13 protein-coding genes are annotated in these 14,264 nt (G+C 66.2%); 5 read left to right on the top strand and 8 right to left on the bottom strand.

From position 1 onward, the window contains the following. Positions 1-901 (top strand): alpha/beta fold hydrolase (locus LI92_RS09280; RefSeq protein WP_353585448.1); only part of this gene is annotated, 901 nt, incomplete at its 5' end. 124 nt (positions 902-1,025) lie between these two features. Continuing rightward, a complete protein-coding gene (locus tag LI92_RS09285) occupies positions 1,026-1,637 on the top strand; it encodes a GNAT family N-acetyltransferase (RefSeq protein WP_046318278.1) in 612 nt (203 codons plus the stop codon). Positions 1,638-1,652: 15 nt separating this feature from the next. Here the strand turns inward: LI92_RS09285 and LI92_RS09290 are convergent, their stop codons facing one another. From LI92_RS09290 to LI92_RS09315, 6 genes are all read right to left on the bottom strand, one after another. Then, the gene (locus LI92_RS09290) at positions 1,653-2,771 is read right to left on the bottom strand and encodes a nitronate monooxygenase (protein ID WP_046318279.1); all 1,119 of its coding nucleotides are present in this window, start codon (positions 2,769-2,771) and stop codon (positions 1,653-1,655) included. Between the two features lie 188 nt (positions 2,772-2,959). Continuing rightward, positions 2,960-4,405 (bottom strand): alkaline phosphatase family protein, encoded by a 1,446-nt coding sequence (locus tag LI92_RS09295; RefSeq protein ID WP_046318280.1) that lies wholly within the window; start codon positions 4,403-4,405, stop codon positions 2,960-2,962. Positions 4,406-4,564: 159 nt separating this feature from the next. Continuing rightward, on the bottom strand, positions 4,565-6,034 hold the full coding sequence (locus tag LI92_RS09300) for an alkaline phosphatase family protein (protein WP_046318281.1): 1,470 nt from the start codon (positions 6,032-6,034) through the stop codon (positions 4,565-4,567). A 53-nt stretch (positions 6,035-6,087) separates the two neighbouring features. After that, positions 6,088-7,509 carry an alkaline phosphatase family protein gene (locus tag LI92_RS09305; RefSeq protein WP_046318282.1) on the bottom strand — a complete coding sequence of 474 codons (1,422 nt, stop codon included), beginning with the start codon at positions 7,507-7,509 and terminating at the stop codon, positions 6,088-6,090. A gap of 146 nt (positions 7,510-7,655) precedes the next feature. Beyond that, positions 7,656-8,708 carry a glycoside hydrolase family 183 protein gene (locus LI92_RS09310; RefSeq protein ID WP_046318283.1) on the bottom strand — a complete coding sequence of 351 codons (1,053 nt, stop codon included), beginning with the start codon at positions 8,706-8,708 and terminating at the stop codon, positions 7,656-7,658. 4 nt (positions 8,709-8,712) lie between these two features. Then, positions 8,713-9,429, bottom strand: coding sequence for a TetR family transcriptional regulator (locus LI92_RS09315; RefSeq protein WP_046318284.1), 717 nt, complete (start codon positions 9,427-9,429; stop codon positions 8,713-8,715). Between the two features lie 69 nt (positions 9,430-9,498). Here LI92_RS09315 and LI92_RS09320 point away from each other — a divergent pair, with 69 nt between their 5' ends. After that, the gene (locus LI92_RS09320; protein ID WP_046318285.1) at positions 9,499-10,554 is read left to right on the top strand and encodes a ferredoxin reductase; all 1,056 of its coding nucleotides are present in this window, start codon (positions 9,499-9,501) and stop codon (positions 10,552-10,554) included. Positions 10,555-10,567: 13 nt separating this feature from the next. Beyond that, entirely contained in the window at positions 10,568-11,677 is a 1,110-nt protein-coding gene (locus tag LI92_RS09325) for a fatty acid desaturase family protein (RefSeq protein ID WP_286134973.1), read from the top strand. A 1-nt stretch (position 11,678) separates the two neighbouring features. Here LI92_RS09325 and LI92_RS09330 read toward each other — a convergent pair whose 3' ends face one another. Further along, positions 11,679-12,287 (bottom strand): TetR/AcrR family transcriptional regulator, encoded by a 609-nt coding sequence (locus LI92_RS09330; RefSeq protein WP_046318286.1) that lies wholly within the window; start codon positions 12,285-12,287, stop codon positions 11,679-11,681. A 109-nt stretch (positions 12,288-12,396) separates the two neighbouring features. Between LI92_RS09330 and LI92_RS09335 the strand changes: the two genes are divergently transcribed. Next, complete coding sequence (locus tag LI92_RS09335) at positions 12,397-13,746, top strand: cytochrome P450 (protein WP_046318287.1); 1,350 nt, start codon at positions 12,397-12,399, stop codon at positions 13,744-13,746. Positions 13,747-13,752: 6 nt separating this feature from the next. Here LI92_RS09335 and msrA read toward each other — a convergent pair whose 3' ends face one another. Beyond that, positions 13,753-14,259 carry a peptide-methionine (S)-S-oxide reductase MsrA gene (msrA, locus tag LI92_RS09340; RefSeq protein ID WP_046318288.1) on the bottom strand — a complete coding sequence of 169 codons (507 nt, stop codon included), beginning with the start codon at positions 14,257-14,259 and terminating at the stop codon, positions 13,753-13,755. Positions 14,260-14,264 lie beyond the last annotated feature (5 nt).

A 14,264-nucleotide genomic window follows, 5' to 3' on the forward strand; every position in this document is an offset into this window, starting at 1 on the left:
GGTTGGCGCCGTCGTCGTGGCACTGCTGGTCAATACGGTGGTCGCCGGCCGCGTCTCGCGGCCCGCCGAGCCATTCGCCGGAGGCCGGGTGCTGGAGCTGCCCGGACCGGATCTCAACGTCCGCGAGTACGGGCCGGGTGGGGATCGTGCCATCGTGCTGTTGCACGGCTATTCGGCGTCGATCCAGTGGTGGGAGCAGGTGGCGCCGGTGCTGGCGCAGAGTGCCCGCGTGGTGGCGGTCGACCTGGTCGGCCACGGTGGATCCGAGGCTCCGCTGGGCGAAGCGCCGTACAGTGCCGAAGGGCAGGCAACCGCGGTGCGCCACGCGCTCGATGCCCTGGGGGTGCGGCACGCGGTGCTGGTGGGGCATTCGATGGGTGGCTCGGTGGCCACTGCGCTGGCCGAGAGCGCACCGGAGTTGGTGGACCGCGTGATCGTCTCGGACACCCCCGCGGATGTCGGCTTGACTGCCATGCCTGCGCTGGGCAACGCGGTGTGCTGGCCGGTGCTGGGCGCCGCGGCGGATCGACTCCGCAGCATCGACACCGTCGACAGGGCATCGCTGCAGACCGGATTCGCCGTCGACTTCCCGGTGCCCGAGGTTGCCTATCGATCATTGAAACGGATGACCCACAACGCATTGTGCGCGGCCAAGACCGCGGTCCGGATCAACGAGGAACGCGCGGTGGCCGACCGGTTGGCCGATCTGGGCAAACCGGTTCTGGTGGTGTGGGGCGAAACCGATGTGCTGACCCCGACCGCGCAGAATGTCGACCGTTACCGCAAGGCCGGCCTGGCGCCCGTCGTCATCGCTGGGTCAGGGCACAGCCCCTTGGTGGAAAAGCCAGCCGAGTTCCTCAGTGCGGTAGCACCTTTCGTCCACGAGTCACCCGCGAGCTGACGAGGCCGCAGCCGATGTGTCGGGTGCTTGCCGGAGCGGTAGTCGCTGAGTGCGCCGGCACCCCGCCGCCCCCGCGGATACTTACGCCGCGCACCAGCCGGACCCGAGACATTAATCTAACCGCATGGCAATCGAAGCGCGGCCCGCGCTCAAACCGGACATCACACCACTGGCGCAGGCCTTGGGGCGGGCGTTTTACGACGATCCGGTGTCGATGTGGCTGTTACCCGATGACGACGCCCGCACCGGGCAGTTGACGACGTTCTTCGGCACCTCGACCCGCTTCCACCACCTGGCCGGTGGTGGAGTCGAGGTGGCGTACGACGGCGCGGATGTTGGCGCAGCTGCGCTGTGGGATCCGCCCAACCGCTGGAAGCAGTCGGTGTGGTCGCAGCTGCGGATGGTGCCGTCATTGCTCTGGTCGCTGGGCTTTCGGCTCTCCCAGGGCCGCGCGCTGACGGATCTGCTGGATGCCAACCACCCCGAGGAACCGCACTGGTACCTGGCGGTGATCGGCAGTGACCCCGCGGTGCGAGGCCGCGGCTTCGGGCAGGCCGTCATGCAGCCGCGGCTGGACCGCTGTGACGCCGAGTTGTGCCCGGCCTACCTCGAGTCGAGCAAGGCCGAGAACGTGCCGTACTACGAGCGGTTCGGTTTCCGCGTGATCGGCGAGATCAAGGTGCCCAACGGCGGCCCGACGTTGTGGAAGATGTGGCGGGAGCCGCAGACGCCGTAGCCGGCCGGCTCGCGCTCAGTCGCTGACGGTGTCGCCGAGGCGTTCGGCGGCCGCGAGGTAGTCCTGGGCGAACTCGAACACCACGTCACGCGCCGGCTTCACCTTGTTCATCAGCCCCACGCCCTGGCCGACGAAATAGGTTGACAGGGCCTGGGCGCCCTGATGTCCGGTGGCTGCCAGTTTGTCGATGCGACGAAGCGTCGGCTCGGCCAGCATGGACTGCAGGGGCAAGGGCAACGTCGGATGGCCCTTCTCGTTGGGCCGCCACGCGTCCGTCCAATCCGAGACCAGTTGCCGAGCGGGCTTGCCGGTACGCCCCGTGGAGCGGATGGTGTCCCGCGAGGTGGCAGCGAGCATCTTCTGGACGGTGTGCGGCGCGGTTTCGGCTTCCTCGGTGGTGAGCCACACCGAACCCGTCCATGCACCGGCGGCACCCAGCGCCACGCACGCCGCCATCTGGCGACCGGTGACGATCCCGCCGGCGGCAAGCACGGGCACGGCGTCATCGATGGCCTCGATGACTTCGGGGACCACAACCAGCGTCGATACTTCGCCGCAGTGCCCGCCGGCCTCGGTGCCCTGAGCGACGATGAGGTCGACGCCGTGAGCCACCTGCTTGATGGCGTGTTCCTTGGCGCCCACCAGGGCCGCCACCGGGATGCCGTGTTCCTTTCCGGACTTGATCATGTAGTCCGGCGGGACGCCGAGCGCGTTGGCCATCAGCCGGATGGGGTGGGCGACGGCAACTTCGAGCAGTTGCTCGCCGGCGCCGCCGGCAAGCAACGCCGATCCCAGGCGGGGCTTCTCGTCGGGCTCAATGTCGTGTTGGGCCAGCAGATCTGCGATGAAGGTCTTGAACTCGTCGGGAATCCGGTCGGAGAGTTGTCCGCCCGAAAGGTTCTCGCCCTTGCCCTCGAACTTGGCGGGGACGATGATGTCGATCCCGTAGGGCTTCCCCTTGACCTGCTCGTCGATCCAGGTCAGCTCCTGATCCAGTTGTTCGGGGGTGTAGGCGGCGCCGCCGAGCACACCGAAGCCGCCCGCGTTCGTCACCGCGGCCACCACGTCGCGGCAGTGGCTGAAGGCGAACAGCGGGAAGTCGATGCCGTACTGCTCGCAGATAGGGGTCTTCACGGTTACACCGCTCCTTCAGGGGACGAGATCACTGACCGGGACCTGGCCTGCGAGGGCCTAGGACTCGTCAGGACGCTATCGCAGCACGCTGTGTGCTCGGCGGGGGGTGCGGAGTTAGGGCAAAACGCCGTGTGCCGTCAGGCGAGATGCTCTCGCCTGACGGCACACCGCGTGAGTTGTCGGGTGGCTCAGCCCACCAGTGCATCCAGTTCCAGGTCGAGCAGCGGAGTCACGTCGGCGTCGACCAGCTCCCCGCCACCGAAGCCCTGGTCGGTCAGCAGAGCGTCCAGCCAGGAGAACTCGGCGCTTCCCGGCGGGGGCAGCGGCGCGTCGGTCGGCGCGATCACCCCGGATCCGGTCAGGTAGGCGACGCCGCGCGCCATCAACTGCGTCACGTCCACCGTCAGGCCACCGAAGAAGTCGTTGATCTGCTGGCCGACAGCGGCCAGCCCGCTGATCAAGAAGATGTCCTGGTCGACGATGCCCTGCAGGAACTTGTCGATCTCGTTGACGAGCCCGTTGAGCACGTAGGGGATGGTGCCGACCACGGTGCGAAGGCCCAGCGCCAGGTCGTTGCCGATGTTGGGGTAGCCGTACATCGAGATCGCCGACAGCAGTGCCTGCTTGAGGTCGACGGGCTCCACCAGGCTGCCGGTGATCTCCGGGTCGGTGAACATCGGGGAACCGTCGAAGTCCGACCGCAGCGGCACCCCGAAGATCTGCAGGATGGTCGGGGTGATGTCGGCAATCGAGTAGTTCAGGTTCTGGCTGCCGGCCTGCGCGTCGTTGCCGGCGAGGGAGAAGATGACGAACTGTGAAGTCTCGTTGGGCGATTGGAAGCCGTGACCGAATCCCAGCGACTGCTGGTGGCCGTGGTCGGTGGTGACGATGACGGTCCACCCGTCGCCGGTTTCGGCCTGGGCCGCCGCGATCGCCTCCATGATCTGTTGGATGTTGCTGCCGACGTTGATGACGGCCTGCGCGTACTCCGCGGAGCCGCCGCCGAACGAGTGTCCGGCCTCGTCGACCTGTACCTGGTAGGAGAAGATGAAGTTCGGGATGTCAGGGTTGGTCGTGGTCGCGAGGATCTGGGAGATGGTCTGTGCGGTGACCTCGGCGTCGGTGTCAGCCCAGGAGTCTTGGAACGGGATGAAGAGGTTGTTGTCGGCCGGGTAGCCGCCGGCTTTGGCGATGTCGTTGATGAAGTCCCAGTCGGCGATCACCGAGGTGTTGACCTCGGGTCGGTAGTACTCGAGCAGGTTGAACACCGTGGGCCAGGCGTTGTACGGCTCCGGGGAGAAGACGTTGTTGATCACGCCGTGCTTGTCGTCCCACACGCCGGTCAGGATCGTCGACCAGGACGGACCGGAGATCGTGGTGTGGTTGACTTCGGTTGCTGCGCCGGTGATGCCCAAGTCCATCAGGGTGCGAAAGCCGCTGCCCTCGTCGTAGGCCAGTTCCAGGATCTTGGACAGGTTGGTGCCGTCGGTACCGATCAGCAGGACGTTCTCGGCGGCCAACAACCAGTCGGCGGTTGTGGCGGACAGCGCCGCGGGTGTTCCGACAGCGGCCCCGGTGCCGGCAACCAGGGTTGCAACGGCCACTCCCGACAGAAACTTTTTGGCGGATATCACGATCGGTTCCCCTTTGTCAGCAGTGTTGGGGCTGATGCTCGAAGATACTAGCAGTTACCCAGCGAAAACTCAGGTTTCTCGGGAGGTCTCCTCACAAGAGGGAACCGTGGAAAAACCAGCGGCCAGAGCGGGAAGCCCAAGCTTGGTGAGTGGACCGCGTCAGTCCAGAAGTACGTCGATGTCGAGCACCGGCGGCACATCGACCTCGACCAGGTCGGGGATCCCGAGGTCGACGGCGGCCAAGGTCTGGTCGGCCAGCAACGCCTCCAGGGAACCGGTGAAATCGGCCGGCAGGGGCAGCGGTGCGTCGTTCGGCGCAATGACACCGGCCCCGGTCAGGTATGCGACAGCGCGGCCTAAGTCGTTTGCCACGTCGATCACCAGCCCGCCGACGGTGTTGAACACCCACTGGGCGCCCTGAGCCAGCCCGCTGATCAGGAAGATGTCCTGGTCGATGATTGACTGCAGGAAGTTGTTGACGGGGGGGAAGGCCCAATCCCGGAGGAAGTAGCCGGCACCGCCGGCCAGCGCACGAAGCCCCAGCATGAGGTGGGTACCGATGTCCGGGTAGCCGTAGCTGTTGATTGCGGCCTGCAGCGCCGCTTTCAGGTCATCGGGGAAGACGGTGCTGTTGAGCAATTCCGGGTCGAGCTGCATGGGGGTGCCGTCGAAGTCCGACCGCATGGGAATTCCGAAGGCCTGCAGAATCGTGGGCACGATGTCGACGGTCTGGTAGGCCAAGTTCTGGGCACCGGCCTGGTCCTCGTTGCCCGCCAGGGAGAACATGATGAAACTCGTCGTCTCGTTGGGTGACTGGAGTCCGTGTCCGAGGCTGAAGCCGGGCAGGTCCGGATTCGCCTGGTGGCCGTGATCGGTGGTCAGGATGATGGTCCACTTGTCGCCGGTGGCCGCCTCGGCCTGGGCCACTGCCTCCAGGATCAGTTTGAGGTTGGCGCCGACGTTGATGACGGCCTGCGTGTACTGATCCGACTCGGCGCCGTAGGAGTGTCCGGCATGGTCGACCTGGGACTGGTAGGCGAACATGAAGTTCGAGATTTCCGGGTTGGTGGTGGTCGCCAGAATCCGGGAGATGGTCTCGCCTGTTGTCAGCGCATCCATCTCGGCCGATGTGGAACCCCCGGATATGCCGACGATGTTGTCGGCCGGGTAGGGGCCTATCGAGGCGATCTCGGTGAACAGGCCCCGTCCGGAGATGACCGTGGTCTCGATCTCCGGCTTGTTGTACTCGATCAGGCCGAACACCGACGGCCAGGTGGTGTACGGCTCCGGACGGTAGACGTTGCTGACAATGCCGTGCTTGTCGTCCCACACCCCGGTGAGGATGGTCGACCATGACGGCGTGGACAGCGTCTGGTGGCCGGTGAGGCTGGTGATGGCGGTAATGCCCCGGTCCGCCAGCATCTTGAAGCCGCTGTCGTCGTTGAAGGCGTACTCGAGAATCTTGTCGATACGGGTTCCGTCGGTGCCGAGCAGCAGCACGTTCTCGGCGGCCAGCAGCCACTCGGCGGTCACGGTGGACATGCCCACCTGCGTGCCCACCACCGAACCCGTGCCGGCGACCAAGCCGGCGACAGCGGTGCCGCAGAGGAATTTTTTGAGTGTGGTCACGATCGGATCTCCAGGTCGAATGGGTTGCTGTGGGCGCCGCCGGCTTCGGCGGATCAGCCGAACAGGGCCTCGAAGTCGAACAGCTGCGAAAGGTCGACGGCCAGCAGAGTCGGGTCGGAGAACTCGGCGCTGCCCGGCAGCGGCAGCGGGGCGTCCGTGGGTGCGATCACGCCCGAGCCGAGCAGATACGCAATACCGTGCGCCAGCGTGTTGGTGACATCCACGGTCAGGCCGCCGAAGAAACTGTTGATCAGCTGAGCGCCTTGGGCCAGCCCGCTGATCAGGAAGATGTCCTCGTCGACGATCCCCTGCAGGAATGTGTCGATCCCGGTCATGAACTTGTCGATGAAGTACGGGACGGCGCCGATCACCGTCCGGATCCCCAGGGTGATGTCGTTACCGATATTCGGGTAGCCATACATCGCCAGCGCCGACAGGAGTGCCTGTTCCAGATCGACGGGCGTGACGTTGCTGTTCAGCACGGTCGGGTCGTCCGTCAGCGAGACGCCGTCGAAGTCCGAGCGCAACGGGATGCCGAACAGCGACAAGATCGTCGGGGTGATGTCGGCGATCGAGTAGTTCAGGTTCTGGCTGCCGTCGGTCGCATCGTTGCCGGCTTGATCGAAGATGACGAACGACGACGTCTCGTTGGGTGATTGGAAGCCGTGGCCGATGCTGAGACCGGGCAGGGTCACCGTCTGCTGGTGGCCGTGGTCAGTGGTCACGATGATCGACCAGTCGTCCCCGGTGATCGCCTGCACCTGGGCGATCGCGGCCAGGATCTGCTGGAGGTTGCCTCCGAGATTGACGATGGCCTGCATGTACTCCTCCGACCCGCCGGCGAACTCGTGTCCGGCGTGGTCGGCCTGGCTCTGGTAGGAGAACAGGAAATTAGAGATGTCATCGGGGTTGTCCGCGGTGCCCAGGATCTGGGCGATGGTGAGCGCGGTGACTTCCGCGTCACTGTCGGCCGGGCTGTCCCCTGCCGGGACGAAGACGTTGTTGTCGACCGGGTATCCCCCGGAGTCGGCCAGCTGGTTGAGGTAACCCCAGTTGCTGATGATCGTGGTGTTGATCTCGGGCTTGTTGTACTCGATCAGGTTGAACACCGACGGCCAGGCGTTGTACGGCTCGGACCGGAAAATGTTGTTGAAGACGCCGTGCTTGTCGTCCCAGACTCCGGTGAGGACCGTCGACCAGGATGGTCCGGAGAGCGTGGTGTGGTTGAGGATGCTCGCGGTTCCGGTGACGCCCTGTTCCATGGCCGTCTTGAACCCGCTGTCGTCGTTGTAGGCGTATTCCAAGACCTTGGAGAGGTTGACGCCATCAAGACCGATCAGCAACACGTGCTCGGCGGTGAGCATCCAGTCGGCGGTCACTGACGACAGGCCCACTTGGGCGCCCACCGCTGCTCCCGAGCCCGCAACCAGGCTGGCGACGGCCGCACCGCACAGAAACTGCTTCACCTTTGTCACGATTGATTCCTCACCGGAGTATGCGGACCACTTGGCGGCGATGCTAGCAGTGGTCCCCAGGAAAAATTAAGCTTAACGCTCCGGCCCGCTCATTTGCCCAGTAAGTTACTGAGGAATCAGCGTTGTCGTCGAGGGCGTGGTGGAAATCAGGTGCCTCTGGTCTGGGGAAGGTCCTTGCCGCTGACCAACGTCGCGCGGAACTGCATCGCCCGGTAGGGCCAGCCCCGTGCGGTGTGCCACTGCGACACCATCAGGCCCACCCCGTCGGGGTGATCCACCCGGGAACGCGGCAGCACGTAGCCCCCGTAGAGCTGGGCGACGCGGCCGCGTGCGTGGTCTTCGTCTTCCCAGCCGCAACCGAGCAGCGGAAGTTGCAGCGGTGCCTCGGCCAAATCCGCCGCGGGTGACTCCAGTACCCGGTAACCCAGGGCATAGCGCGACGAGACGAAGCCGCCGAGAACCCAGGTGCGCGCGCCCAGCCGGCGCAGGGACAGCTCGCCCCACGTCTCGCCCGGCGGGGTGATCGGAACCGGGGGGCGGCCCCAGGCGCGGCGCTCGCCGCGATAGCCCCAGCCGGAATACCTGCGCGGGTCCCCGAGATGTGCGGGGCGCACGCGCTGCAGGATGACGCCTTTGTCGCGCTGGAACCCGGTCGAGACCACATACACCCAACCGTCGTCGGGGTCATAGTCCCAGGACCAGCACTGGGCGTGTCCGCGGTGCAGCCGGGCCGGAAAACGCGTCCCGAGGTTGTGCCAGGAGACGCCGTTGTCGGCGGACTGCCAGATCTCGGTCCACGCCACGTGGCCAAAGCCACGGTTGACGATCGCGTGTAGGTAGAGCATCTGCTCCACCCGCAGCAGGTCCGACGGGATCACGGTGCTGATGGCGTCGCGGTCGCGCCACGAGACCGGTTCGCGGTGCCGGTAGTGCCACAGTTGGCGGGCGTAGTGTGCTTCGATGCCGCCGGCGCGGTGGTAGCGGATCCGATGGGCGGCGTCACCGGTACCGATCAGGATCACCGGGGAGCGCCAGTCGCCCTGGCCGACCCGATCGCCGGCGAAGGTGTCGCCGAACACCGACACCAGCGTGCCGTTGGGCGCCAGCACCGACGCGCCCAGGTCCGCGCATGTTGCTCCCCACCTGTCGGTGATGCCCGGGCCGGTGACGTCGGCCAGCTTCCCAGGGGTGGGGCGCACTGGTTCAGGGCTTGCTGCGCCAGCCGCCGGCGCCCACCGCGATCATTCGAAGTTGTTTGACCGCAACGTTTTTGATCTCGGTGAGCGTCTCGGGATCGGGGGAGTCTTCGATGGCTTCGGCAGTGACGATCATCGCGTTGACGAACAGTCCCGCCAGGATGTTGAGATCCTCGGAGCTCCAGGCACTGAATGCGGGGAAGCGCGCCAGGTCGGTGGCCAGTTCGGAGGTGATCAGCCGGATCTCGGTGCGGATAGCGTAGCGCAGCACGGTCATTCCGCCGAAGCGCTCCCGGTTGATGAACCGCCAGTACTCCCGGCGGGAGCTGACGCTTTCGACCAGGACATCCACGGAGGACTCGATGATCCGGCTGGGGTCCACGCCGCCGGCCCGGGCCTCGCGCAGCGTCTCGCGCAGTGCCCGAAACGACTCGTCGATGAGCACCAGACCCAGGGCGTCCATCGACTCGAAATGGCGATAGAAAGCGGCCGGAACGATGTGCGCGGCCCGTGTCACCTCGCGCAGGCTCAGCGCGCTGAAGCTGCGTTCGTCCACCAGGGTCAGCGCCGCGCCGATGATGGCCCGGCGGGTGGCCTCCTTGCGTTCCTCGCGGGAAACCCGCTCCGGCCGTTCGGGGCGCGGCGAACGCTCGGGGCGGGCCGCACGCTCCGGCCGCGGTGGCCGCGTGCGCCCACTTCTGGGATTCGGCGTACGACTGTTCACTGTTGTGAAGCGTAACACATCGGGTAAAGAGGCCTTGACGCGTCGTGAACAAATGTTCACTGTGTACATATGTTCACTCAAACTTTGACGCGGCGGATCCTGGGCTCCAGCCTGGTCGATCTGCTCACCGGCCCGCACGGGGTCGATCGCTACACCGAACTGGTGTCACCGACGTGGACCCGTAGCGACCCCCGCGCCCGGGTGGTCTCCGTCCAGCGCTCCACCCCGCGCAGCGTGACGCTGCTCCTGCAACCCAACGACGCGTTCCCCGGTTTCAAGGCCGGCCAACATGTCAACCTGTCCGTCGACATCGACGGGCGCCGGCGCACCCGCTGCTACTCACCGGCAAGCGCCGAGGGTCAGCGACTGCTCGAACTCACCATCGGCCGCCACGAAAGGGGTCTGGTCTCCGAGCACCTCTACCGCAACGCCCGGCCGGGGATGGTCCTCGGTCTGGAAAGGGTCGGCGGAGACTTCACGCTTCCCGCGATCCGGCCCCGCCGGATCCTGCTGATCTCCGGGGGCAGCGGAATCACCCCGGTGATGTCCATGCTGCGGACCCTGAATGCGGAAGGTTATGCGGGCCGGGTCACCTTCATTCACTACGCCCGCAGTCGCGACGAGGCCTGCTACCGCGAGGAACTCGCCGCGATGCCGCGTGTTCAGGTTCTGCACGGCTACACCCGTAGCCCCGAGGGCGGTGACTTGCAGGGCCACTTCGGCGCCGAGCATCTGCGGGCGGCGCTGCCGGACCCCGACGCGGTGTACGTATGCGGGCCGCCGGCCCTGGTGGCCGCGGTGCGCGAGCACTGCCCGGAAGCGATCTCGGAGAGTTTCGTCCCCCCGGAATTTGCCGTGCCGGCCGAGGCGCCCGGCGGTCGCGTGACGTTCTCGGGCAGCGACCAGTCCGTCGTCGATGACGGCCGGCCCCTGCTGGAGCAGGCCGAAGCCGCCGGACTGACACCGGCCAGCGGATGCCGCATGGGCATCTGCCACAGCTGCACCTGCCGCAAAACCGTTGGCACGGTGCGCAACCTGATCACCGGTGCGGTATCCACCGCCGAGGAAGAAGACATCCAGATCTGCGTTTCGGTGCCCGTCGGCGACGTCGCGATCGACCTCTAGAAAGGAGCCAACCATGTCTGTATCAGTGCTCACCCCCGACCAGGTGACGGCGCCCGAACAACCCGCCGAGGTTTTCCGCACCGACCTGCCTGCGCAGCTCGACGCCTTCGGTGCCGAACTCGACGCCCTGCGCCAGCGTGTCCTCGACGACCTCGGCGAGCGCGACGCGGACTACATCCATCGCGTCATCAAGGCGCAGCGCGCCCTGGAGGTCGGCGGGCGCGCCCTGCTGTTCCTCGGAATCCTCCCGCCGGCCTGGCTGGCCGGCACGGCCATGCTCGGCTTGTCGAAGATCCTCGACAACATGGAGATCGGTCACAACGTCATGCACGGCCAGTACGACTGGATGGGCGAACCGGCGTTGTATGGCAAGCATTTCGAGTGGGACACCGCATGCCCTGGCGATCAGTGGCGGCACTCGCACAACTACATGCACCACACCTACACCAACATCGTCGGGATGGACCGCGACGTCGGCTACGGCATCCTGCGGATGAGCGACAAGCAGCCCTGGGAGCCCTACTTCCTGGGCAACCCGCTGTACGCCTTCTTGCTGATGGTGCTTTTCCAGTACGGAGTCGCGGTGCACGAACTGGAAGCCGAACGCATCCGCGCCGGTGAGATCGGGCTGGCCGACAAGCGGGAAATGCTGCGGGAGACCTGGCAGAAGGTGCGGCGCCAGACCCTCAAGGACTATGTCGCCTTCCCGCTGTTGGCGGGGCCGTTCGCGCCGCTGGTGTTTGCCGGAAACCTGACCGCCAACCTGATGCGCAACGTGTGGGCCTACATGATCATTTTCTGCGGGCACTTTCCCGAGGGAACCCAGGAGTTCACCGTCGAAGAGGCCGCGAACGAGTCGCGGGGCATGTGGTACTACCGTCAGATCCTCGGTTCGGCAAATCTGACCGGCGGCAAGTGGTTTCACGTCCTGACCGGCAACCTGTCGTTTCAGGTCGAGCATCACCTGTTTCCCGACCTGCCGGCGCACCGGTACGCCGAAATCGCACCGCAGGTACGCGAGATCTGCGAGCGCTACGGCGTGCCCTACAACACCGGGCCGTTGCTCAAGCAGTTCGGCAGCGTGGTCCGCAAGATCTGCAAACTGGCACTGCCCTGGAACTGAGTCAGCCCCGGGGACCCAGCAGTGCGATCGACGCGTCGATGGCCGGCTCGGTGATCACGCCGATATCGGCGCCGTCCTCGACAGCCAGGGCGGTGAGCTCGCGCAGGCCGCCCAGCAGAATCACCGCCAGGGCCGGGCTCAACGGCGGAAGGTTCGCCCGGCGAAACCCGGGACTGCCGCTGAGCTCGATCAGCAGGTTCGACATCAACTCCAGGCCGTGGCGCTGGGCCGGCCGGGCAACCTCGCCCAGCGACGGCATATCGCGAATCCAGCTCAAGGTGATCGCCGGACGCGCGCGGATCTTGGCGACGTAGGCCTGGACCGCCTGACGGATCTGAACCTGCCACTCGGCCTGGGGGTCCACCGCGGTCTGGATTCGCAGAGCCAATTCCTCGTTGTCCACCCGCAGCAACTCCAGGAAGCACTCCTCCTTGCTGGCGAAGTGGTCGTAGAAGGTGCGTTTGGAGGTGCGGGCGGCGCGCACGATCTCAGCGACGGTGCTGGCCCGGTACCCCCGTTCGGAGATCGAATCGGCCAGCCCGTCGAGCAGTCGGTGGCGGAACGGGTCGGCGGCGCCCGTCGCCGGGGCATCGACTGCCGGGATCGTCATCGCCGCACCTCCCCGCGGGTAAGCCTTGCTCCTAATTGGTACCTAAGAGTACCGTGTTCCTCACGGATTTGGTACGCCCCAGTACCACGCTCACGTCGGGAGGCGTCGCATGACCCATCTGGTTGCCGGGACGGCCGCGGACGCCATCGAGCCCACCGACTCCCCGGCGATCAACCTGCCGCCCGGTCCGCGTAACTCCAAGCTGACGGCGGGACTGCTGTTCATCTTGTCCCGCCGCCGGGCCCTGCTGGGTCTGACCCGGCGCTACGGCGCCGCCTTCACTGTCGACGTTCCGATGTTCGGGCCGACGGTCTTTGTGACCGATCCCGAATTGGCCAGGCAGGTTCTGCTGACCAGCCCGGAGGATCTGGGCAACATCCAGCCCAACCTGTCGCGGATCCTGGGGGAAGGGTCGGTGTTCGCGCTGGACGGTGCGGCACATCGGCGGCGGCGCAACCTGTTGAGCCCGCCGTTTCACGGGAAACGGGTGCGGGCCTACGAGCAGATCATCGTCGAGGAGACTCTGCGCGAGATGGCCACCTGGCCCATCGGAAAGCCGTTCGACACCTTTCGGCCGATGAACAGGATCACCATCAACGTGATCCTGCGGGCGATCTTCGGGGCCGAAGGCGCCGACCTGGACAAGCTGCGGATCGGCCTGCCCAAGTGGGTGACGCTGGGTTCACGCCTTGCGGCACTGCCGATTCCGATCCGCCGCTACGGCCGGTTCACGCCGTGGGGCCGGCTGGCCGCCTGGCGCGCCGAGTACGAGCTCGTCCTGGACAAGCTGATCGCCGACGTTCGCGCCGATCCCGACTTCGAGAACCGTTCGGACGTGCTGACCCTGCTCTTGAGCAGCACCTACGAAGACGGCACGGCCATGACCCGCAAGGAGATCGGCGACGAGTTGCTGACCCTGCTGGCCGCCGGGCACGAGACCACGGCATCGACCATGGCCTGGGTCTTCGAGCGGCTGAGTCGTCATCCTAGCCTCCTCGGCGAACTGACCGCTGAGGCAGATGCCGGCGGGAACACGTTGCGGCGGGCCACCATTCGCGAAGTGCAGCGGGTGCGCACCGTGATCGACTTCTCGGGGCGGCATGTCTACGCACCCAGCGTCACGATCGGCGAGTGGGTGATCCCGCGGGGGTACTCGGTGATCGTGGCGATCAACGAGATCCACCGAAACCCCGGCGCATTCGACGCCCCCGACGAGTTCGACCCCAAGCGCTACCTCACCGGCAGCCCGTCGGCGTTCGAGTGGCTGCCCTACGGCGGCGGAACCCGGCGGTGCCCGGGCTCGACATTCGCCAACGTGGAGATGGACCTGGTGCTGCGGACGGTGCTGCAGCGCCTGGTCATCGAGCCCACCACAGCGCCGGGCGAGAAGTTCCACTCCCGGGGTGTGGCTTTCACGCCTAAGAACGGCGGCCGGATCACCGTGCGCCGCCGCGACTGACGCCGCTCAGCGCTGGGGCGCCAGCTGCCAGTTCGGACGGATGTAGTGACAGGTGTAGCCGCCCGGGAAACGTTCCAAGTAGTCCTGGTGCTCGGGTTCGGCCTCCCAGAACTCACCGGCCGGGCTGACCTCGGTCACCACCTTGCCCGGCCATCGTCCCGACGCCTCCACGTCGGCGATGGTGTCGAGCGCGATCTGGCGCTGCTGCTCATCGAGGTAGAAGATCGCTGACCGGTAACTGGGCCCGATGTCGTTGCCCTGCCGATTGGGGGTGGTCGGGTCGTGAATGGCGAAGAAGAACTCCAACAGGCTGCGGTAGTCGGTCACCGCGGGATCGAAGGTGATCTCGATGGCTTCGGCGTGGGTGCCGTGATTGCGGTAGGTGGCGTTCTGGACAGTGGGGTCGCCGGTGTAGCCGACTCGGGTGCTCACCACGCCGGGCAGTTTGCGGATCAGGTCCTGCATGCCCCAGAAGCAGCCGCCGGCCAGGATCGCTCTGTCGTAGTTGGTCATGCCTC

Origin of the sequence: Mycobacterium sp. UM_Kg1, assembly GCF_000972925.1 — a bacterium.
GTDB lineage: Bacteria > Actinomycetota > Actinomycetes > Mycobacteriales > Mycobacteriaceae > Mycobacterium > Mycobacterium hiberniae.

Coding starts and splice junctions, on each gene's coding strand:
- LI92_RS09285 (WP_046318278.1), top strand. CDS start 1,026: ATGGCAATCGAAGCGCGGCCCGCGCTCAAACCGGACATCACACCACTG.
- LI92_RS09320 (WP_046318285.1), top strand. CDS start 9,499: ATGTTCACTCAAACTTTGACGCGGCGGATCCTGGGCTCCAGCCTGGTC.
- LI92_RS09325 (WP_286134973.1), top strand. CDS start 10,568: ATGTCTGTATCAGTGCTCACCCCCGACCAGGTGACGGCGCCCGAACAA.
- LI92_RS09330 (WP_046318286.1), bottom strand. CDS start 12,287: ATGACGATCCCGGCAGTCGATGCCCCGGCGACGGGCGCCGCCGACCCG.
- LI92_RS09335 (WP_046318287.1), top strand. CDS start 12,397: ATGACCCATCTGGTTGCCGGGACGGCCGCGGACGCCATCGAGCCCACC.
- msrA (WP_046318288.1), bottom strand. CDS start 14,259: ATGACCAACTACGACAGAGCGATCCTGGCCGGCGGCTGCTTCTGGGGC.